Source organism: Chromobacterium subtsugae (assembly GCF_001676875.1).
GTDB lineage: Bacteria > Pseudomonadota > Gammaproteobacteria > Burkholderiales > Chromobacteriaceae > Chromobacterium > Chromobacterium subtsugae.
Window position 1 is genome coordinate 85,679 of sequence record NZ_JYKA01000008.1, and the last position, 19,979, is coordinate 105,657.

Consider the following 19,979-nt stretch of genomic DNA (forward strand, 5'->3'; position numbering starts at 1 on the left):
GTTTATCAAATAGTCGTCGCCATTGTCCGTGTTGGCCGCTATTTTGAAAATTGATGATAATTGCGGCTATTAATCAACTTTTTTCATGATTCGGCGATGCGCACTCCTTCCCTGAAACTGCTGCTGGGCTTCGAGGCCGCCGCCCGGCACGGCAATTTTTCCCGCGCGGCGGACGAGCTGTGCCTGTCGCAATCGGCGATCAGCCACCAGGTGCAGCAACTGGAGGCGCAATTGGGCCAGCCCTTGTTCCGCCGGGTGGGGCGCGGCGTGGAGCTGACGGTGGCCGGGGAAGTGCTGCAGCAAAGCGTGCGGCGGGCGCTGGACAATCTGCAGGGCGGCCTGGGGCGGATCGCCGGCTATATGGATCCGGGTCTGGTGGTGCTGGTGTGTCCGGCGGGGCTGGCGCATGGTTGGCTGCAGCCCCGGCTGGCGGATTTGCAGCGGCGGCTGCCGCAATTGAGCCTGTTGCTGTCCACCGACGAGAGCGCGCGCTTCATCGATGAAATCGACGTCGACATCGTGATCGCCGACCGGCCCTTGCAGCAGGCCGGCGTCGCGGAGCGGCCCTGGCTGCGCGACGAGTGGGTGGTGGCGGCCGCGCCGGAGCTGGCGCGGCGGCTGGAGGCGGCGCCCATCGAGCGGCATCCCGAGCTGGCCGGCTTGCTCTGCCTGGAGGACGGCTTCACCGACGCGCGCGCCGGCGGCTTGTTTCGCGGCCACCTGGCCGGCTTTCGCCGCGCCGGCGTTTACGACGATGCCCGGCTGCTGCTGGACGCGGCGCTGCGCGGACAGGGGGCGGCCTGTCTGCCGGCGCTGCTGGCGGATGAAGCGCTGGCGGATGGGCGGTTGCGCCGCCTGGCGGGCTATCCTGCCGCCGCCGGCGCGCAGTACTGGCTGGCACGCGCCGACGGCGAGCCGCGCGCCGCCATCGTGGCGGCGGTGGCGGATTGGCTGCTGGCCAAGGCAGGGCTGGCGGCTTCAGTCTAGCGCGGCCAGCGCTTCGGCCAGCATCGCCACGCCGTTGTGCTGCTGCAGCGGGTCGTAGAAGCTGAAGTTGAGCCGCATCGCGTTCAAGCGCGGCTGATTGTCCTGGAAGAACAGCGGCGCCGGCGCGAAATGGATGCCTTGCTGCATCGCCTGGGCCAGCCGGCGGCGGCAGTCCGTGCCTTCCGGCAGCTCCAGCCACAGGAAATAGCCGCCTTGCGGCGCGATCTGGCGGCTGCCGGCCGGCATGTGGCTGTCCAGCTGCTGGCGCATCGCCAGCCAGTTGGCCTGCAGCCGGCTGCGCAGCAGGCTGAGCATGTCCTCGTGGTGGCCGCCGGCCAGCAGCCGCGACAGCGCCATCTGGCTGGGCAGCGGCGTGGACAGCGAGCTGCACAGCTTGAGGCCCAGGATGCTGTCGCGGTAGCGCCCGGCGGCGATCCAGCCGACGCGGTAGCCCGGCGCCAGCGATTTGCTGAATGACGAGCAGTACAGCACGCTGCCTTTCTGGTCGTAGGCCTTCAAAGGCAGCGGCGCGCTTTCGCCGAAGTACAGCTCGCGGTAGGTGTCGTCTTCGATGATGGGCAGGCGGTGCCGGTCCGCCAGCGCCAGCAGCGCCGCCTTGTCATGGTCGCTCATCGTCAGGCCGGTGGGGTGCTGGAAGTTGGCCATCGCCAGGATGCCGGCCGGCTGGTGCTGGACGATCAGTTGCTCCAGCCGTTCCAGGTCCAGCGCCTGGCCGGGCGGCGTGGCCAGCGTGTGCGCCGCGATGCCCAGTTGCTCCAGTTGGTCGAACAGCGCCGGGAAGGCCGGGGTCAGCACCAGCATCGCCGCGCTGCCGGACAATTTGGTCACCGCCCGTATCGCCAGGTTCAGCGCTTCCATGCCGCCGCAGGTCACCAAGAGCTCGTCGCCGTCCAGCTCCACGCCCTGCGCCAGATAACGCAGGGTCAGCTCGCGCCGCAGGCCTTCGTAGCCGGTGCTGCCGTTGCCGGACAGCGCGTAGCGGTAGTCGCGCAGCGCGCGGGTGAGGGCGCGGTTGAGCGGGGTGGTGTTGATCAGCGCCGGGTTCATGTACGGACAGCCCCAGGGCATGGGCAGCGCGCTGGTCAGGTGTTCGATGCGGATGCCGCTGCCGTCGCTTTGCAGCGGCAGGTTGCTGGGCAGGACGGCGCTGCGCGCCAGCACCCGGAAGCCGGAGCGCGGCAGCGATTCGATCAGCCCCAGTTTCTCCAGTTCGGCGTAGGCGCGCTGCGCGGTGGTGATGCTGATCTTGTGGTCCTGGCATACCTTGCGCAGCGAGGGCATGCGGTCGCCGGCGCGCAGGTGGCCCTGTTCTATCGCGTGGCGGAAACGTTGGCTCAATTGCCCGGTCTTGTTCATGTGCTGATTCCGATCCGCCTCATTCTCCGATGAAGCTGGACTTTTCCTTGATGGTGACGTCATCGCCCAACGAGCGTATCACGAAGTGGATGGGGTGGGCGCCGCGGCCGGCGTGCTCCGGATCGGCCTGCACCCGCACTGCCACGGTTTCGGTTTGCGCCGGCTTCACCGCGATGATCTGGTCCGGCTGGTCCAGCCGGATGCCGGGCAGGCCTTCCACCGCCAGGCTGTAGCGCTGGGTTTGTTCCGTGGTGTTGATCAGGCGCAGGTTGTAGCGGTTCTGCAGCAGGCCGTCGTCGGTTTGTTCCACCAGGCTGGCGCGGTCGCGCAGCACGTCCACCTTGAACGGCTTCTTCAGCGCCAGCGCGGTGGTGGACAAGGTGATGATGCCGGCCAGCAGGCAGGAGTAGACGACGATGCGCGGCCGGTGCAGCGACTTGGCCGGCGCGGGCTGGCCCTGCTGCGCCTGGGCGCTGGTGTAGCTGATCAGCCCGCGCGGCGCCTGGATCTTGTCCATCACCTGGTCGCAGGCGTCGATACAGGCGGCGCAGCCTATGCATTCGTATTGCAGGCCGTTGCGGATGTCGATGCCGGTGGGGCAGACCTGCACGCAGATGCCGCAGTCTATGCAGCCCTTGGTCTTGGCCTCGCTGCGCGCCTGCTGCTTGCCGCGCGGCTCGCCGCGGCGGGCGTCGTAGGAAATGACCAGCGTGTGGTCGTCGAACATCGCGCCCTGGAAGCGGGCGTACGGGCACATGTGCAGGCAGACCTTTTCGCGCAGCACCCCGGCCAGCAGCCAGGTGAAGCCGGCGTAGAACAAGGTCCAGAACAGGTCCCACGGCCCCATGTTCAGCGTCGCCAGCTCGCGCATCGGGGTGAAGTAGCCGACGAAGGTCAGGCCGGTCCACAGCGAAAACGCGCCCATCAGCAGCTGGGTCAGCCCCTTCTTGGCGAACTTGCCGGCGCTCATCGGCGCCGCGTCCAGCTTGCGGCGGGCGTTGTGGTCGCCCTGCACCAGTCTTTCTATCCAGATCATGATCTGCGTGTACACGGTTTGCGGGCAGCTGTAGCCGCACCACAGCCGGCCGGCCAGCGTGGTCCACAGGAACAGGCCCAGCGCGCACACCACCAGCAGCGCGGCCAGGTAGATGAAGTCTTGCGGCCACAGGCTGATGCCGAAGATCAGGAAGTGGTGCTCGGCCAGGTTGAAATGCACCGCCTGGCGGCCGTTCCATTGCAGCCAGGGCAGGCCGAAGAATACCAGCTGGGTCAACGCCACCATCGAGACGCGCAGCGTGTTGAAGCGCCCGCTGGTCAGGCGGGGATAGATCTTGATCGGTTTGGTTTCGAGCTTGGACATGGCTGCCATCGCATGATGAAGGATGGGTCATTTGTACTGCCGGGCATCGGTACAAACAATGCACAGAACTGCGCCGGATTATGTGCACAGATGCGGCTGTATACCTACAGCGGCAGGCTAGGCTTGGCGCGGAACCGCTTCCTGCAAGGGTTTGGCCGGCTGCGGCCGCTTGCCGGCGCGGCGGCCGGGATGGCGGGCATGGTATATTTGCGCCGCATAGGGTTTTGAACGAAGTGGAAATTTCATGATTTATATCAATGATCAGCCCGCGCCCGGGCAAGACGGCGTGGAAGACGCGGATCAGCAGCCGGCGTTTTTCGCCGTTTCGCCGCAGAAGCTTTTCGTCATGTCGCTGAGCACGCTGGGGATGTACCAGGTCTACTGGATGTATCGCCACTGGCAGCGGGTGAAGCAGCGGGAAGGCAGCGATATCTGGCCTTTCTGGCGCGCGCTGTTCGGCTATTTCTTTTGCTACGCGCTGTTCCGCCGCATTCACGACGACTGCGAGCGCGCTAGCGTGGAAGGGCTGGCGGCCGGGCCGCTGGCGGCGGGTTGGGTTGTCATCTGCCTGCTGTGGAAGCTGCCCGAGCCTTACTGGCTGGTCAGCCACGCCGCGATCCTGCTGCTGTTGCCGGTGCAGGCGGCGGCGTGCCGGGCCAACGAGGCGCTGGCTCCCGGCCATGCGCGCAACGACGGCTACAGCGGCTGGAACATCGCCGCGATTGTGTTGGGCGGCATACTCTGGCTGCTGGCCATCTACGGCATGTTTTTCATCAAGAACTGAGGCGCCTGCCGCGCCCATCACTCTCCCGGATCCTGCCAGTCCTGCGCCTTCCCATGTTCCCATCCTGTCGGCGGCGGGTCGCTTCGGCGCGCCCGCCGCCGGTGCTATGTTGGCAAGCAATTGAGCAGCTTGTGGCGCGATGCGCGGATGAATTCCGCACCCGCATCGCGACTCCGGGAGGGGTGGAATATGTGGTGGCCGTTTTTATTGCTGGGCTTGGCCTATTGCGCGTTGGGCTTGCTGCCGCGCGAGGCGCTGGCGGGGCCGAATAGGTTTTCTTCCGGCGCCGGTGCGCCGGAAACCGGGCTTAGCCGGATGGAGCTCCGCAGCCGCGGCGTCTGCGCCCGCTTTGCGATAGTGGGTGTTTTGACGCCTGCGGCGGTACTGCTGCTGGCGCCGTCTCCCTCTGAGGAGAGCAGGCCCTTTGTGCTGTACTTCATGCTGCCGACAGCCATGTTTTTGGCATTGTTTCCCTCTTGTCTGGCCGGGTGGCTTTTTACCCGCGTGATCCGCAAAGTGATCGCGGGCAGCGGCTACGAGCGGGCGCGAGCTGTGGCGCCCAGAACCGGCGGTTTGTGCAGCTTGCTGGCGGTATGGGGGGCGGCGGATTTTTGCTCTGCATCGGTGGAGGCCGCAGTGACATGATAGTCATCATGTTGATCTTGTTTTCCGTCGCCGGCTTGCCCGGCGGGGCGCTGTCCGGCTTGCTATGTCGGAGACTGTTGACGCTTTAACCCGGCCACGAGCCTGCGCGTCGTGCGGGGGCATTGCCGGCTTCCGTGATGAATTGGGAGAATGCGATATGAAAAAGATGATTCTCGCCTGTAGTCTGCTGTTGGCCTTCGGCGTGGCCCAGGCCCAGCCTTACGGCCATTTCGACATGCGCCAGATGCTGATGCCGCATGCCGAGGGCGATGCGTCGTACCGGCTGAACCTGGAGTATCTGGACCGCGTGCTGGACGATCTGGCCGGACACGCGCGCAACTATCCGCCCGCGTTCGACAGCCAAGGCGACAAGCGCCAGGCCCTCAATGACGCCAAGAAACTGTCCGACATGCTGGAAATCGTCGCCGGCGGCGGCCAGGCCGACACCGAACTGCTGATGCGGGCCGGTTTCCTGAACAGCATGGCTTACAACCTGGACGTGCCGAAGTCCGGCGGGCGAGCCCAGGCCGCCTTCGCCGCCGTACTGCAAAGAGAGCCGGACAACGCCAACGCCCACTATCTGTACGGCAGCTTCCTGGCCGGCATGGGACATGCCAAAGAAGCGCTGCCGCATCTGGACCGGGCAGTGGAGCTGGGCCAGCAGGAGGCGCTCTACTCGCTGGGCATGGCCTATCTGGCGCTGGGCGACAAGGCCGCCGCGTTGCGCGAGCTGGAAGCCTATCAAGCCGGCCATCCGAACGACCGCAGCGTAGGCGGCCTCATCGAAGCCGTGCGCAGCGGCGCCGGTTCGGTGCAGCGCTAGCGCGGGCTAGCTGCCCCGCGGCGGGTGGGTCGAGTTGGCCTGCACCGCGGAGAAATGGTTGACCACGTCGGCCAGCTGCGAAGTGCTGGCGCGGATCTCGTCTATCGAGGTGCTGGCCACGCTGGCGTGTTCCTCGCCCAGCTGGGCCTTGACCAGCATTTCGTGGATGCTGTCGGTGGCGCTGCCGGTGCCGGTCTTGATGTCGTCTATCATCTCGGTCACCTCCTTGGTGGAGGCGCTGGTGCGTTCGGCCAGCTTGCGCACCTCGTCGGCCACCACCGCGAAGCCGCGGCCTTGCTCGCCGGCGCGCGCCGCTTCGATCGCCGCGTTCAGCGCCAGCAGATTGGTCTGGTCGGCGATCTCATGGATGGTGTTGACGATGGTGGTGATGCGGCCGGTTTTCTGTTCCAGGTCTTCGATCAGCCGGGCCGACTTGCCGGCGCTGTCGGCGATCACGTTCATTGCCCGGATGGTGTCGCGGATCACCTGCTGGCCGTCGTTGGAGGCGCTGTCCGACGCCGCCGACAGCCGGTGAGCCTCCTGCACCAGGCGCAGGTCTTCCTGGCGGGCGGTTTCCTGGTCGGAAATGTCGGTGGCGAATTTGATCACCTTGCATACCGCGCCATCGTCGTCGAAGATCGGGTTGTAGCTGGCTTCCAGCCAGACCGGCCGGCCCGATTTGTGGCGGCGCTCGAAGCGCCCGGTGACGAACACACCCTGTTTCAGCGTGCGCCACAGTTCCTCGTAGGCCGGGCTGTTGACGAAGTCGGCGGGGCAGAGGATGCGGTGGTGCTTGTCGACGATCTCATCGGCGCTGTAGCCAGTGGCGGCCAGGAAATTGGCGTTGGCGGCGAGAATCACGCCGTCCGGCGTGAACTCGATCACCGCCATCGAGCGCCCCACCGCTTTCATGGTGTTGCTCGCCTCGTGGGCGATCTTGACTTCATGCGTGATGTCCAGCGCGAACTTGACCACCTTGACCACCTGGTTGTTGTGGTCGCGGATGGGGTTGTAGCTGGCCTCCAGCCAGACGGTGCGGCCATCCTTGGCGATGCGCCTGAACTGATCCTTGACGAAGCGCCCCTCGCGCAGCATTTGCCAGAAAGCCAGGTATTCCTGGCTGGCGGCGAGCTGCGGCGGGCAGAACATGCGGTGATGCTTGCCGATGATCTCGGCGGCGGCATAGCCCATGGTCTGTTCGAAATTGGCGTTGGCGGCCAGGATGATGCCGTCGGGGCTGAATTCGATGATGGCAGTCGACCGGTCCAGCGCATCCAGCACGCTTTTCTGCCCTTCCAGTTGCGACAGAGCGTGACTCAGGTCGGACTTCAGCTTTTGATTGAACATGCTCAGATATCCTCAACGGATAGATGGTGTGCGCGCTTGTGTTTATTCGGTGTATGAAAGCCGCAACTGCTTAGTCAAGTGGCAAATGCGAGAGGCTGGCTTGTAGACAGGAGCGTGCATTCGGCGCCGCGGCGGATTTTGAAATCAGGCGGCGCCGGCTGGCGGCGAGCGCAGAGGGCTATGGATTTTCTGGTTCATCAGCGGAACGGGGGCTGCGTGGTGCGGCGCGGGACCCCGCTGGATGGCGTCAATCAGGCGGTCGATCCGGCGACGGCATGCGTTGAACGCGGCGGCCGCCGGCCCTATGCGCCGGCGGCGGCGCCGGTGTTCAGCGCGTCAGCTGCGGAAACAGCCGGTAGACGCCGTCGACGATGATTTCCACCGATACCGCCGCCAGCAGCATGCCCATCACCCGGTTGACGATGTTGATGCCGGTCTGGCCCAGCAGGCGGGTGAGCGGCGAAGCCAGCACCAGCGCGCCGTAGCAGGTGATGGCGACCAGCAGGCCGCTGATGAGCAGATAGACCACCTGCACCCAGGAATGGGCGGTGGTGGCGTAGATGATCACGGTGGAGATGGTGCCGGGGCCGGTCATCAGCGGGATGGCCATCGGCACCACCGCGATATTGGTCTTGTGGCCGGCTTCTTCTCTTTCTTGCTTGGTGGTTTTGGTGGGGCCAGGCTTGGCGTTCATCAGCGCGATGGCGATCAGCATCAGCAGGATGCCGCCGCCCACCTGAAACGAGCCTATGCTGATGCCGAGAAAGCGCAGCAGGGTCTGGCCGACCAGCGCGAACAGGCACAGCACCACGGCCACGGCGATGGCGGTGGTCTTGGCTATCTTCTGGCGTTCTTCCTGGCTGGCATTGGGCGTCAGGCTGATGAAAATGGGGATGGCGCCGAGCGGATTGACCAGCACCAGCAGGGCGATGAAGATTTTGGCGATTTCGATTTCCATGTCGCGGAGCTTACCTGTTAGCGTTGTCGGGCACATTCAAAGGGGGGACGCAAACCACCACGGCTGCGCCAGCGGCGCGGCGAAAAGAAAAAAACCGGCATCCCTGCCGGTTTCAGCATAGCGAAGCGGCGGCGCTCACGCCTTGGCCAGCAGCAACTCCAGCGTGCGCCGGTAGATATCGGACAGCGGCTCCACGTCTGCCACTTCCACGCACTCGTTCAGCTTGTGGATGGTGGCGTTGATCGGGCCGAACTCCACCAGCTCGCGGGCGATGCGCTTGATGAAGCGGCCGTCCGAGGTGCCGCCGGTGGTGGACAGCTCGGCCTTGGAGCCGGCCACTTCGGCAATGGCGGCGCTCAAGGCTTCCGTCAGCGCGCCCGGCGGCGTGATGAAGGGCTGGCCGGACAGCTGCCAGTGCAGCTCGTAGCCTAGGCCGTGCTTGTCCAGGATCTGGCACACCCGTTCCTTCAGGCTGTCTGCCGGGCTTTCCGGCGAGAAGCGGAAGTTGAACAGCAGCTCGCAGTGGCCGGGGATGACATTGGTGGCGCCGGTGCCAGCCTGAATGTTGGACACCTGCCAGCTGGTGGGCGGGAAGAAGTCGTTGCCTTCGTCCCAGCGGGTGGCGGCCAATTCGGCCAGCGCCGGCGCCATCAGGTGGATGGGGTTCTTCGCCAGCTGCGGGTAGGCGATGTGGCCCTGGATGCCGTGCACTACCAGGCGGCCGGACAGCGAGCCGCGGCGGCCGTTCTTGATGGTGTCGCCCAGCCGCTGCTCGGAGGTCGGCTCGCCGACGATGCAGTAGTCTATCGTCTCGCCGCGCGCCTCCAGCGCGTCCACCACCTTCACCGTGCCGTCCACCGCCACGCCTTCCTCGTCGGAGGTGATCAGCAGCGCCAGCGAGCCCTCGTGGTCCGGATGGGCGGCGACGAAACGCTCGCAGGCGGTGACGAAGGCGGCCAGCGACGCCTTCATGTCCGCCGCGCCGCGGCCGTACAGCAGGCCGTTGCGCACGGTGGGCTCGAACGGCGGGCTGTCCCATTTTTCCAGCGGGCCGGTGGGCACCACGTCGGTATGGCCGGCGAAGCAGAACAGCGGGCCGGCGCCGCCCCTGCGCGCCCAGAAGTTGTCGACGTCGCCGTGGCGCATCTTCTCCACCTTGAAGCCGATGGCCTCCAGGCGGTCTATCATCAGCGCCTGGCAGCCTTCGTCGCGCGGGGTGACGGAATCGCGGCGGATCAATTCGCGGGCCAGATCCAGCGTCGCGCTCATTTGCCGAAGCGCTCCGCCCAGTCGGCCTCGGAGAAGCCGACGCCGACCTTGCCGTCCCACTCCAGCACCGGGCGCTTGATCACCGAGGTTTGCTCCCGCATCAGCGCGATGGCGCCGTCGCGGGTGTCGGCGGCGGTTTTGGCCGCGTCCGGCAGCGCGCGCCAGGTGGTGCCCTGGCGGTTCACCAGCTTGGCCAGCGGGACTTGCTCGGCCCAGGCCGACAGGCGCTCGGCGTCTATGCCCTGTTTCTTGAAGTCGTGGAAGGTGTAGTCGATGCCGTTGTCGGCCAGCCATTGGCGGGCCTTCTTCACGGTGCTGCAGTTGGGAATGCCGTACAGGGTAATCATGGGGTGGGTTTACAGGTCCAGTTTGATGCTGTCGAAGCTGGCCGCGCTGTCGGGGCCAGATTTGTTCTTGTCCGCGGCGCCTTCCTTGGACTGATTGACCAGCCAGTACAGATTGGTCGGCGAATCGGCGTTTTTCAACGCCTCGTCCAGGCTGACGCGTCCGGCCTTGTACAGCTGGAACAGCGCCTGCTCGAAGGTTTGCGAGCCATCGCTCATGCTGCTCTCGATGGCCTCCTTGATTTTGTCTATCTCTCCGGTTCGAATCAACTCCGAAATGTGCGGCGTGTTGATCATCAGCTCGATCGCCGGCACCCGGCCGCCGTCCAGCGTGGCGATCAGCCGTTGCGACACCACCGCCCGCAGCGAGGCCGACAGGTCCATCAGCAAGGTATTGCGGCTTTCCGGCGGGAAGAAATTGATGACGCGGTTCAGCATGTGATAGCTGTTGTTGCCGTGCAGCGTGGAGATGCACAGGTGGCCTGACTGGGCGTAGGTGATGGCGTGGCCCAGGGTTTCCGCGTCGCGGATCTCGCCTATCATCAGCACGTCCGGCGCCTCGCGCATCGCGTTTTTCAGCGCGCGGGCGTAGGACAGCGTGTCGAAGCCGACTTCGCGCTGGTTGACGATGGATTTGTCGTGCCGGTACAGGAATTCGATGGGATCCTCGACGGTGAGGATGTGGCCCTTCATGGTCTGGTTGCGCGTTTGCAGCATCGCCGCCACGGTGGAGCTCTTGCCGGAGCCGGTGGAGCCGACCACCAGGATCAGTCCGCGCTTTTGCTGGATCAGGCTCGCCAGCATGGGCGGCAGCTGCAGCTGCTCCAGCGAGGGAATGCTGGGCAGGATGTAGCGCACCACCATGCCGACCGAGCCGCGCTGCCAGAAGATGTTGACGCGGAAGCTGCCGAGGCCTGGCACTGGGTGGCCCAGGTTCATCTCGCGCTCGCGTTCGAAAACCGCGATTTCTTCTTCGCTCATCAGGCTGTAGGCCAGCTGTTTGACCATGTCGGCGGTCAGCGGCTTGTCGTTGACCGGTTGCAGGTCGCCGTCCAGCTTCAGCATCGGCGGCGAGAAGCTGGTCATGAACAGGTCGCTGGCCTTGCGCTCGGCCATCAGCTTGAAGAAGGGCAGCATCAGCATCGGTGGCTCTCCCGCGCCGGTCGGCGGCGCCTGTGCTTCAGTGTAGCCGCGCCGGCGGCGGGCAACAAAAAACCGCCGGGCGGGGCGCGGCGGTTGCTGGGACGGCGGATGCGTCCGTCAGGCCGGTTTGGCGGTTTCCTGGTCGCGCAGCGCGCGGCGCAGGATCTTGCCGACGTTGGTCTTGGGCAGCTCGCTGCGGAACTCCACCAGCTTGGGCACTTTGTAGCCGGTGAGGTTTTCGCGGCAGTGACGGATGATGTCCTTGTCGGTGAGGGCGGGGTTCTTCTTCACCACGAACACCTTGACCACCTCGCCCGATTTGTCGTCGGGCACGCCGATGCAGGCCACTTCCAGCACGTCCGGGTGGCTGGCCACCACGTCTTCGATCTCGTTCGGATAGACGTTGAAGCCGGATACCAGAATCATGTCCTTCTTGCGGTCCACCAGCTTGACGAAGCCTTCCGGCGTGACCATGGCCATGTCGCCGGTGGCGAGGAAGCCGTCGGCCCCCAGCACCTTGGCGGTTTCATCCGGGCGCTGCCAGTAGCCGCGCATCACCTGCGGGCCGCGGATGCACAATTCGCCTTGCTCGCCCTGGGCCACCGGCTTGCCTTCGGCGTCGCGGATCTCGATGTCGGTGGACGAAATCGGCAGGCCGATGGTGCCGTTGTATTCCTTCAGGTCCATCGGATTGATGCAGGCGGCCGGGCTGGTTTCGGTCAGGCCGTAGGCTTCGGCCAGGGTCACGCCGGTCACGGCCTTCCACTTGTCCGCCACCGCTTTTTGCACCGCCATGCCGCCGCCCAGCGTCAGGCGCCAGGTGGAGAAGTCCAGCTTGGAGAATTCCGGGTGGTTCAGCAGCGCGTTGAACAGGGTGTTGACGCCGGTGATGCAGGTCACCGGGTATTTCTTCATCTCCTTGATGAAGCCCGGGATATCGCGCGGATTGGTGATCAGCAGGTTGAGCGCGCCCATATTGGTGAACACCATCAGATTGGCGGTCAGCGAGAATATATGGTACAGAGGCAGCGCGGTGACGATCACTTCCTGGCCTTCGCGGATCAGCGGTTTGACCCAGGCGTTGGCCTGCAGCATGTTGGCGACGATGTTCTTGTGCAGCAGCTCCGCGCCCTTGGCCACGCCGGTGGTGCCGCCGGTGTATTGCAGGAAGGCGATGTCGTCGTGGGTCAGCGCCGGCTTGACGTAAGGCTTGGCCGCGCCGGCGGAGAGGGCGTCGTTGAAGCGGATGTGGCCGGGAATGTGCCACGGCGGCACCATCTTCTTCACCTTGCGCACCACGAAGTTGACCAGCGCGCCCTTGGCGAAGCCCAGCATGTCGCCGATGGAGGCGATCACCACGTTCTTCACCCGGGTGCGCGGCAGCACCTGCTCCAGCACGCCGGCGAAGTTCTCCAGAATGACGATGGTTTCCGCGCCGGAGTCCTTCAGCTGGTGCTCCAGTTCGCGCGGGGTGTACAGCGGGTTGACGTTGACCACGATGCCGCCGGCGCGCAGCGTGCCGAACACCGCCAGCGGGTATTGCAGCAGATTGGGCATCATCACCGCCACGCGGTCGCCCTTCGCCAGGCCCAGCTTGTGCTGCAAGAAGGACGCGAACTGGCCGCTGAGCGCGTCCAGCTCCGCGTAGCTGAGCACCTTGCCCATGCAGGCGAGGGCGGGCCGATCGCTGAATTTCTTGACGCTGCGGTCGAACACCTCGGTCACCGACTGGAACTGATTGATGTCGATTTCGTGGGCAACCCCAGCCTGGTAGTTTTTAAGCCACACCTTGTCCATAAATCCGGGTTTCTCCGTCGTGCAGGTTGTTTTAGCGAGCATCGCCCCCGGCGGGCCGGAGGCGAATCGGTTTAGCGTGTCGCTATTTTTTTAGTCGTTGTCTTGGCGGCTTCGGGCCGCTGCGCTCAAACTTGGGTTTGATCCGCGGTAATGTACCGTAACTGAAATCGTCTCGCAAAAATTGTCTGGCATAGCCCGGCCTCCGGCTGGAGGCGGGAGGGGCTACAAGGTTTTCTTTTCTTTGGAAATAGGTTACAATCGCAGCGGTTAGGGATGGGCGTTTCGCCCATTTTTTATTTGTGGAAAAAGCAATGGATGTTCGTTTGCTGCTGGAAAGCACACTGCAGGGGTTCGGCTACGAGTTGGTCGATTTTGAAATCACCCCGGGTGGCGGTTTTCGCGTATTTATCGACAAGCCCGGTGGCATCACCGTGGAAGACTGCGTGCTGGTGAGCAATCACCTCACTCGACTCTTCATGGTCGAGAACGTGGACTACGAGCGGCTGGAAGTGTCTTCGCCGGGCCTGGATCGTCCTCTGAAGAAGGAAGCCGATTTTGTCCGTTTCGCAGGTCAGCTCGCCAAGATCAAGACGCGCATGCCGATCGAGCAGCAGAAGAAATTTACCGGTCGTCTTGCCGGGGTCGAAGACGGCTCCGTGAAGCTTGAGGTGGATGGCCGCATCGTGGCGATACCGTTTGCCAATATCGACAAGGCCAGGATTGAGCCTGAGTTTTGAGGTCGGCGCGGCACTGGGCCACGTAAAAGGACAAAATTCGGAGAGGAATGCATGAGTCGCGAGATTTTGTTGCTGGTGGATGCCCTGGCGAGCGAAAAGAATGTCAGCAAGGATGTGGTGTTTTCCGCCCTTGAGATGGCGCTTGCTTCGGCAACCAAAAAGAAGTTTACCGATGACGAGATGGATGTGCGCGTCGAGATCGACCGCCACACCGGTCAGCATCAGACCTTCCGCCGCTGGACGGTGGTGGAGGACGACCTGCTTGAGTCCGAGAGCAAGGAAATCGGTCTGACCGACGCCCGCGAGCGCGATCCGCGGGTGGAGGTCGGTGCCGTCATCGAAGACGCGATGGAAGCGGTCGAGTTCGGCCGCATCGGCGCGCAGACCGCCAAGCAGGTGATCCTGCAGCGCATCCGCGACGCCGAGCGCGAGCAGCTCCTGAACGAGTTCCTGCAGCGCCGCGAGCACCTGGTGATCGGCACCATCAAGCGCATCGAGCGCGGCAACGCCATCGTCGAGTGCGGCAAGCTGGAAGCCGTTCTGCCGCGCGACCAGATGATTCCGAAGGAAAACCTGCGCGTGGGCGACCGCGTGAAGTCCTACCTGCTGCGCATCGATCGCCAGGGCCGCGGCCCGCAGCTGATCCTGTCGCGCACCGCGCCGGAATTCCTGACCAAGCTGTTCGAGCTGGAAGTGCCGGAGATCGACGAAGGCATGCTGGAAATCCGCGCTGCCGTGCGCGACCCGGGCATGCGCGCCAAGATCGCCGTCAAGGCCAACGACGCGCGCATCGATCCGCAAGGCACCTGCATCGGCATGCGCGGCTCCCGCGTACAGGCCGTCACGCAGGAACTGGCGGGCGAGCGGGTCGACATCGTGCTGTGGGCGCCGGAACCGGCCCAGTTCGTGATCAACGCGCTGTCGCCGGCTGAGGTGAGCCGCATCATGGTGGACGAAGACAATCACAGCATGGACGTGATCGTCGAGGAAGAGCAGCTGGCGCTGGCCATCGGCCGCAGCGGCCAGAACGTCAAGCTGGCTGCAGAGCTGACCGGCTGGTACCTGAACATCATGACCGTCGCCGAGGCGGAAGAGAAGAACCAGGCGGAAGACGCTGCGTTGCGTCAGCTGTTCGTCACCGCGTTGAGCGTGGACGAAGAGACCGCCGCGAAGCTGGTCGGCGAAGGTTTCGCCGCGTTGGAAGAAGTGGCCTATGTGCCGCTGGAAGAAATGCTGGAAATCGAAGGCTTCAACGAGGAGCTGGTGGGCGAGCTGCGTAGCCGCGCCCGTGATGCGCTCCTGACGCAGGCCATCGCGTCCGAAGAGCAGGTTGAAAATGTATCCGACGACCTGAAGGACGTTGAAGGCCTGGATGCCGAGCTGGTTCGCAAGCTGGCCGCAGGCGGCGTGTCCACCCGCGACGATCTGGCCGACCTGGCCGTTGACGATCTGGTGGACATGACCGGCATGGAAGCGGAAGCTGCACGCGCCATCATCATGAAGGCGCGCGAACACTGGTTCAACCAGTAAGGCTTTCTCGGGAAGTATTTACGGAATTTGGGAAGACGCATGGTTTTGACGAATGTAAAACAATTTGCCGGTGAGATGAATCTCACGCCGGAACGCCTGCTGGAACAGCTGAAGGCTGCCGGTGTGAGCAAGCGCTCGCCGGAAGACACACTGTCGGCGCAAGACAAGTCCCAGCTCCTGGACTACCTGAAGCGCTCTCATGGCGCCCGCGAGGATTCCAACATCACGCTGACCCGCAAGTCCACTTCCGAAGTGAAGAAGGCGGACGGCGGCACCGTGACCGTGGAAACCCGCAAGAAGCGCGTGGTCGTTCGCCCGGAAGAGGCGCCGAAGGCGGCTGCTCCGGTGGAGGCGAAGATCGAGCAGCCCAAGGTTGAGCCCAAGGTGGAAGCCAAACCGGAACCGAAACCGGAGCCGAAACCGGAGCCGAAGGTGGAGGCCAAGCCTGAGCCGAAGCCGGAACCCAAGGTCGAGCCCAAGCCGGAACCGAAGCCGGCTCCGGCGGCCCGCACCGTGGCCTCCATCCTGTCGCCGGAAGAAATCGCCGCGCGTGAAGCCGAGGAAAAGCGCCAGGCGGCATTCCGCGCCCGTCAGCAAGAGCTGATGCGCGAAAAGATCGAACGCGAAGAGCGCCGTCAGGCAGCCAAGCTGGCCGCATCGCAGCCGGCTCCGGTGGTGGAGGCCCCGCGCGCGCCGGAACCGCAACGAGAGCAGCGCGATGAGCGCGGCCCGCGTCCGGCGGCTGGAGACAACCGCGGCCCGCGTCCGGCTGGCGACAACCGCGGCCCGCGCCCGGCTGGCGACAACCGTGGCCCGCGTCCGGCTGGCGACAACCGCGGCCCGCGCCCGGCTGGCGACAACCGTGGCCCGCGTCCGGCTGGCGACAACCGCGGCCCGCGCCCGGCTGGCGATAACCGCGGCCCGCGTCCGGCTACGGCTGGCGCGCCCGGCGCTCCGGCGATTCCGGCTACCGTCGCCGGCCGTCCGGATGCTAAGAAAGGCGGCAACAAGAAGGGCGGCGACCGCTGGGATGACAACAAGAAGGGCGGCCGCGGCGGTCTGAAGACCAAGGGCGGCGACGCCGGCAACGATTGGAAGTCGCGCGGCGGCAAGGGCAAGCACAAGCAAAGCAACAATCAGCACGCTTTCCAGGCCCCGACCGAACCGATCGTCCATGAAGTGCTGGTGCCGGAAACCATCACGGTGGCCGAACTGGCCCACCGCATGGCCGTCAAGGCCGTGGAAGTGATCAAGGCCCTGATGAAGATGGGCATGATGGTGACCATCAACCAGGTGCTGGACCAGGAAACCGCGATGATCGTCGTGGAAGAAATGGGCCACAAGCCGAAGGCCGCCCAGGCGGACGATCCGGAAGCCTACCTGGAAGTGACCGATGGCGAAGCTGTCGAAGTGGTGGAACTGCCACGTTCCCCGGTGGTGACCGTAATGGGCCACGTCGACCACGGCAAGACCTCGCTGCTGGACTACATCCGCCGCGCCAAGGTCGCCGCGGGCGAAGCCGGCGGCATTACCCAGCACATCGGCGCCTACCACGTGGAAACCCCGCGCGGCATGATCACCTTCCTGGATACCCCGGGCCACGAAGCGTTTACCGCGATGCGTGCCCGCGGCGCCAAGGCCACCGACATCGTCGTGCTGGTGGTGGCTGCCGACGACGGCGTGATGCCGCAAACGATCGAAGCGATCCACCACGCCAAGGCCGCCAAGGTGCCGATGGTGGTGGCGGTCAACAAGATCGACAAGGTGGGCGCCAACGTCGAGCGCATCCGCCAGGAGCTGGTGTCGCACGAAGTGGTCCCGGAAGATTGGGGCGGCGATACCCAGTTCATCGAAGTGTCCGCCAAGATGGGCACCAATATCGATGCGCTGCTGGAAGCCATCCTGCTGCAAGCCGAAGTGCTGGAATTGAAGGCTCCGGTCGACGCGATGGCCAAGGGCATCATCGTCGAGGCCCGCCTCGACAAGGGCCGCGGTCCGGTCGCCACGCTGCTGGTTCAGTCCGGCACCCTGAAGAAGGGCGACGTGGTGCTGGCTGGCACCGCCTTCGGCCGCGTCCGCGCGATGATGGACGAAAACGGCAAGCCGATCGAATCGGCCGGCCCGGCTATCCCGGTGGAAATCCTGGGTCTGTCCGACGTGCCGCAAGCGGGCGAGGACACCATGGTGCTGGCCGACGAGAAGAAGGCGCGTGAAATCGCGCTGTTCCGCGCCGGCAAGTTCCGCGACGTGCGTCTGGCCAAGCAGCAGGCTTCCAAGCTGGAGAACATGTTCGCCCAGATGACCGAAGGCGAAGTGCAGACCCTGTCGTTGATCATCAAGGCCGACGTTCAGGGTTCGTACGAAGCGCTGGCGGGCAGCCTGCAAAAACTGTCCACCGACGAAGTGCGCGTCTCCATCCTGCACTCCGGCGTGGGCGGCATTTCGGAATCGGACATCAACCTGGCGATCGCCTCCAAGGCCATCGTGATCGGCTTCAACACCCGCTCCGACGCCGCCGCGCGCAAGCTGGCCGAAAACGAAGGCGTGGACATCCGCTACTACAGCATCATCTACGATGCCGTGGACGAGGTGAAGGCTGCGTTGTCCGGCATGCTGGCTCCGGAGAAGAAGGAGCAGATTCTGGGTACCGTCGAGATCCGTCAGGTGATCTCGGTGTCCAAGGTCGGCAACATCGCTGGTTGCATGGTCACCGACGGCATGATCAAGCGCACCGCTTCGGTCCGCCTGATCCGCAACCACGTGGTGGTGCATACCGGCGAACTGGAATCGCTGAAGCGCTTCAAGGACGACGTGAAGGAAGTGCGTCAAGGCTACGAATGCGGCCTGATGCTGAAGAACTTCAACGACATCCAAGAAGGCGACCAGTTGGAAGCGTTCGAGATCGTGGAAGTGGCGCGCTCCCTGTAAGGGGAACGCCAGGGGCGGGTGCCGGTTGGCCGAAAGGCCGGCGGGCGCTCGCCCTTTTTCATATCGATGCTGCAAAAACCCGCAAAGCGCATGCCGACAGGCGTGCGCTTTGCCGGGGTTTGCGGCCAGGCGGCCGAACCGGCCGCGACAGAACAGAATTGGAAGTGACATGGCAAAAGCCAAAAAAGGTTTCTCCCGCGCCGACCGCGTGTCCGAGCAGATCCAGCGCGAGCTGGCAGAACTGACCCGCACCGGCCTGAAAGACCCGCGCGCGGGCTGGATCACCATCACCCAGGTGGAAGTGACCCGCGATTACTCGCACGCCAAGGTGTATTACACCGTAATGGTGGAATCCACCCGCGCGGCCACCCAGGAGGCGCTGGAAAGCTCCGCCGGCTACCTGCGCAACGAACTGGGCCGCAGCATCAAGATGTTCAGCATGCCGCAGCTGCATTTCGTCTACGACGAGTCGGTGGAGCGCGGCATGCACCTGACCAGCCTGATCAATCAGGTGGCGCGCGAAGACGCGGAAAAATTCGGCACCGCCGCGCCTGGCGAAGAAGCGGGCGAAGGCGACAAGGAATGAGCAAGCCGCGCAGCACCAAGCGCCAGATCGACGGCGTGCTGCTGATAGACAAGCCTTACGACATCTCCAGCAACAACGCGCTGCAAAAGGCGCGCTGGCTGCTGAACGCCGCCAAGGCCGGCCATACCGGCGTGCTGGACCCGCTGGCCACCGGGCTGCTGCCGGTGTGCCTGGGCGAGGCCACCAAGTTTTCCTCGTATCTGTTGGACGCCGACAAGGGCTACCGCGCCACGGTGAAATTCGGCGCGGTGACGACGACGGGCGATGTCGAGGGCGAAGTGGTGTCCGAGCGGCCGGTCAGCTTCAGCCGCGAACAGCTGGAAGCCGCGCTGGCGTCGTTCCGCGGCGAAATCAGCCAGGTGCCGCCGATGTATTCGGCGCTGAAACACCAGGGCAAGCCGCTGTACGAATACGCGCGCGCCGGCATCGAAGTGCCGCGCGAGGCGCGCCGGGTGACCATCCGCAAGCTGGAGCTGCTGGCCTTCGACGGCGTGTCTGCCGAAATCGACGTGCTGTGCACTAAGGGCACCTATATCCGCACCCTGGCTTGCGACATCGGCGAAGCCTTGGGCAGCGGCGCGCATTTGACCGCGCTGCGCCGCACCGCCACCGGCGGCTTCGGCCTGGACGAAGCGCACACGCTGGCGGCGCTGGAGGCGCTGGAGATGGCCGGGCGCGAAGCCTTGCTGCTGCCGGCCGACGTGCTGGTGCAACATTTTCCGGAAACCGAACTGGCCGACGGCGAAATCGGCAAGTTCATGAACGGACAAGCCGTGCTTTTTGCTGAAAAGTGTGAGAAAATGCAGCGCTTCCGGGTATACCAAAAGTCTACCCGGCGCTTCATGGGGCTGGGCGAGGCGCGCGACGATGGTCGCCTGCATCCGATCCGGCTCCTGGCCAACCAGGCGGCAACGTCCTGAGCGGCAAACTACCGGAGTGTGGAATGGGTTGGTTTTCCGGCTCGCCGCACTTGTCGGGTTTTCAAACCCCCTAAATGAAACTGGAGTAATCCAAATGGCAATGACCGCCGAACAAAAAGCTGAAATCGTCAAGAGCTTCCAACGCGCTGAAGGCGACACCGGTTCGTCCGAAGTGCAGGTTGCCCTGCTGACCGCGCGCATCAACGACCTGACCCCCCACTTCAAGGCCAACACCAAGGACCACCACAGCCGTCGTGGTCTGCTGAAGATGGTTAGCCGTCGCCGCCGTCTGCTGGACTACCTGAAGACCACCGACGCTGACGCTTACCGCGCGCTGATCGCCCGCCTGGGCCTGCGCAAGTAATCGGCAACGGTTCTGAAAAAGTCGCAGCTTGCTGCGACTTTTTCACACCGGCAGCAAAGCGGGCCATATTGTCGTAACAA

General features: G+C 64.6%; 18 protein-coding genes. 10 read left to right on the forward strand and 8 right to left on the reverse strand.

The window, feature by feature from the left end; all coding sequences use genetic code 11:
- The first annotated feature begins 96 nt into the window (after window positions 1–96).
- Complete coding sequence (locus MY55_RS12480; protein ID WP_065202425.1) at window positions 97–987, forward strand: LysR family transcriptional regulator; 891 nt, start codon at window positions 97–99, stop codon at window positions 985–987.
- Here the strand turns inward: MY55_RS12480 and MY55_RS12485 are convergent.
- Complete coding sequence (locus tag MY55_RS12485) at window positions 979–2,364, reverse strand: aminotransferase-like domain-containing protein (protein ID WP_043575394.1); 1,386 nt, start codon at window positions 2,362–2,364, stop codon at window positions 979–981. The genes MY55_RS12480 and MY55_RS12485 overlap by 9 nt on opposite strands.
- 19 nt (window positions 2,365–2,383) lie before the next feature.
- Window positions 2,384–3,724, reverse strand: coding sequence for a cytochrome c oxidase accessory protein CcoG (gene ccoG / locus MY55_RS12490; RefSeq protein WP_043575392.1), 1,341 nt, complete (start codon window positions 3,722–3,724; stop codon window positions 2,384–2,386).
- Between the two features lie 244 nt (window positions 3,725–3,968).
- On the opposite strand from ccoG, the gene MY55_RS12495 reads away from it, so the two are divergent.
- The 3 genes from MY55_RS12495 (at window position 3,969) to MY55_RS12505 (ending at window position 5,976) form a co-directional block, all read left to right on the forward strand.
- Window positions 3,969–4,508 carry a hypothetical protein gene (locus tag MY55_RS12495; RefSeq protein ID WP_065202426.1) on the forward strand — a complete coding sequence of 180 codons (540 nt, stop codon included), beginning with the start codon at window positions 3,969–3,971 and terminating at the stop codon, window positions 4,506–4,508.
- A 189-nt stretch (window positions 4,509–4,697) separates the two neighbouring features.
- On the forward strand, window positions 4,698–5,153 hold the full coding sequence (locus MY55_RS12500) for a hypothetical protein (protein WP_047237209.1): 456 nt from the start codon (window positions 4,698–4,700) through the stop codon (window positions 5,151–5,153).
- A gap of 157 nt (window positions 5,154–5,310) precedes the next feature.
- Window positions 5,311–5,976 carry a tetratricopeptide repeat protein gene (locus tag MY55_RS12505; RefSeq protein WP_047244410.1) on the forward strand — a complete coding sequence of 222 codons (666 nt, stop codon included), beginning with the start codon at window positions 5,311–5,313 and terminating at the stop codon, window positions 5,974–5,976.
- 6 nt (window positions 5,977–5,982) lie between these two features.
- Here the strand turns inward: MY55_RS12505 and MY55_RS12510 are convergent, their stop codons facing one another.
- The 6 genes from MY55_RS12510 to MY55_RS12535 form a co-directional block, all read right to left on the reverse strand.
- Window positions 5,983–7,323, reverse strand: coding sequence for a methyl-accepting chemotaxis protein (locus MY55_RS12510; protein ID WP_065202427.1), 1,341 nt, complete (start codon window positions 7,321–7,323; stop codon window positions 5,983–5,985).
- A 328-nt stretch (window positions 7,324–7,651) separates the two neighbouring features.
- Window positions 7,652–8,281 carry a MarC family protein gene (locus tag MY55_RS12515; protein WP_043575381.1) on the reverse strand — a complete coding sequence of 210 codons (630 nt, stop codon included), beginning with the start codon at window positions 8,279–8,281 and terminating at the stop codon, window positions 7,652–7,654.
- Between the two features lie 135 nt (window positions 8,282–8,416).
- Window positions 8,417–9,550, reverse strand: coding sequence for a succinyl-diaminopimelate desuccinylase (gene dapE / locus MY55_RS12520; RefSeq protein WP_065202428.1), 1,134 nt, complete (start codon window positions 9,548–9,550; stop codon window positions 8,417–8,419).
- Window positions 9,547–9,897, reverse strand: coding sequence for an arsenate reductase (locus tag MY55_RS12525; RefSeq protein ID WP_043575377.1), 351 nt, complete (start codon window positions 9,895–9,897; stop codon window positions 9,547–9,549). The genes dapE and MY55_RS12525 overlap by 4 nt, the downstream gene beginning before the upstream one ends.
- Before the next feature lie 9 nt (window positions 9,898–9,906).
- Window positions 9,907–11,037 (reverse strand): PilT/PilU family type 4a pilus ATPase, encoded by a 1,131-nt coding sequence (locus MY55_RS12530; protein ID WP_043575375.1) that lies wholly within the window; start codon window positions 11,035–11,037, stop codon window positions 9,907–9,909.
- 117 nt (window positions 11,038–11,154) lie between these two features.
- On the reverse strand, window positions 11,155–12,834 hold the full coding sequence (locus MY55_RS12535; protein WP_065202429.1) for a long-chain-fatty-acid--CoA ligase: 1,680 nt from the start codon (window positions 12,832–12,834) through the stop codon (window positions 11,155–11,157).
- Window positions 12,835–13,145: 311 nt separating this feature from the next.
- Here MY55_RS12535 and rimP point away from each other — a divergent pair, with 311 nt between their 5' ends.
- From rimP to rpsO, 6 genes are all read left to right on the forward strand, one after another.
- The gene (rimP, locus tag MY55_RS12540) at window positions 13,146–13,571 is read left to right on the forward strand and encodes a ribosome maturation factor RimP (RefSeq protein WP_065202430.1); all 426 of its coding nucleotides are present in this window, start codon (window positions 13,146–13,148) and stop codon (window positions 13,569–13,571) included.
- A gap of 51 nt (window positions 13,572–13,622) precedes the next feature.
- A complete protein-coding gene (gene nusA, locus MY55_RS12545; RefSeq protein WP_043575369.1) occupies window positions 13,623–15,101 on the forward strand; it encodes a transcription termination factor NusA in 1,479 nt (492 codons plus the stop codon).
- Window positions 15,102–15,140: 39 nt separating this feature from the next.
- Window positions 15,141–18,029 (forward strand): translation initiation factor IF-2, encoded by a 2,889-nt coding sequence (gene infB, locus MY55_RS12550; protein ID WP_065202431.1) that lies wholly within the window; start codon window positions 15,141–15,143, stop codon window positions 18,027–18,029.
- A 169-nt stretch (window positions 18,030–18,198) separates the two neighbouring features.
- On the forward strand, window positions 18,199–18,615 hold the full coding sequence (gene rbfA / locus MY55_RS12555) for a 30S ribosome-binding factor RbfA (protein ID WP_043575366.1): 417 nt from the start codon (window positions 18,199–18,201) through the stop codon (window positions 18,613–18,615).
- Entirely contained in the window at window positions 18,612–19,535 is a 924-nt protein-coding gene (gene truB / locus MY55_RS12560) for a tRNA pseudouridine(55) synthase TruB (RefSeq protein ID WP_047237642.1), read from the forward strand. The genes rbfA and truB overlap by 4 nt, the downstream gene beginning before the upstream one ends.
- A 94-nt stretch (window positions 19,536–19,629) precedes the next feature.
- Window positions 19,630–19,899, forward strand: coding sequence for a 30S ribosomal protein S15 (gene rpsO, locus MY55_RS12565; RefSeq protein WP_043575361.1), 270 nt, complete (start codon window positions 19,630–19,632; stop codon window positions 19,897–19,899).
- Window positions 19,900–19,979: the final 80 nt, after the last annotated feature.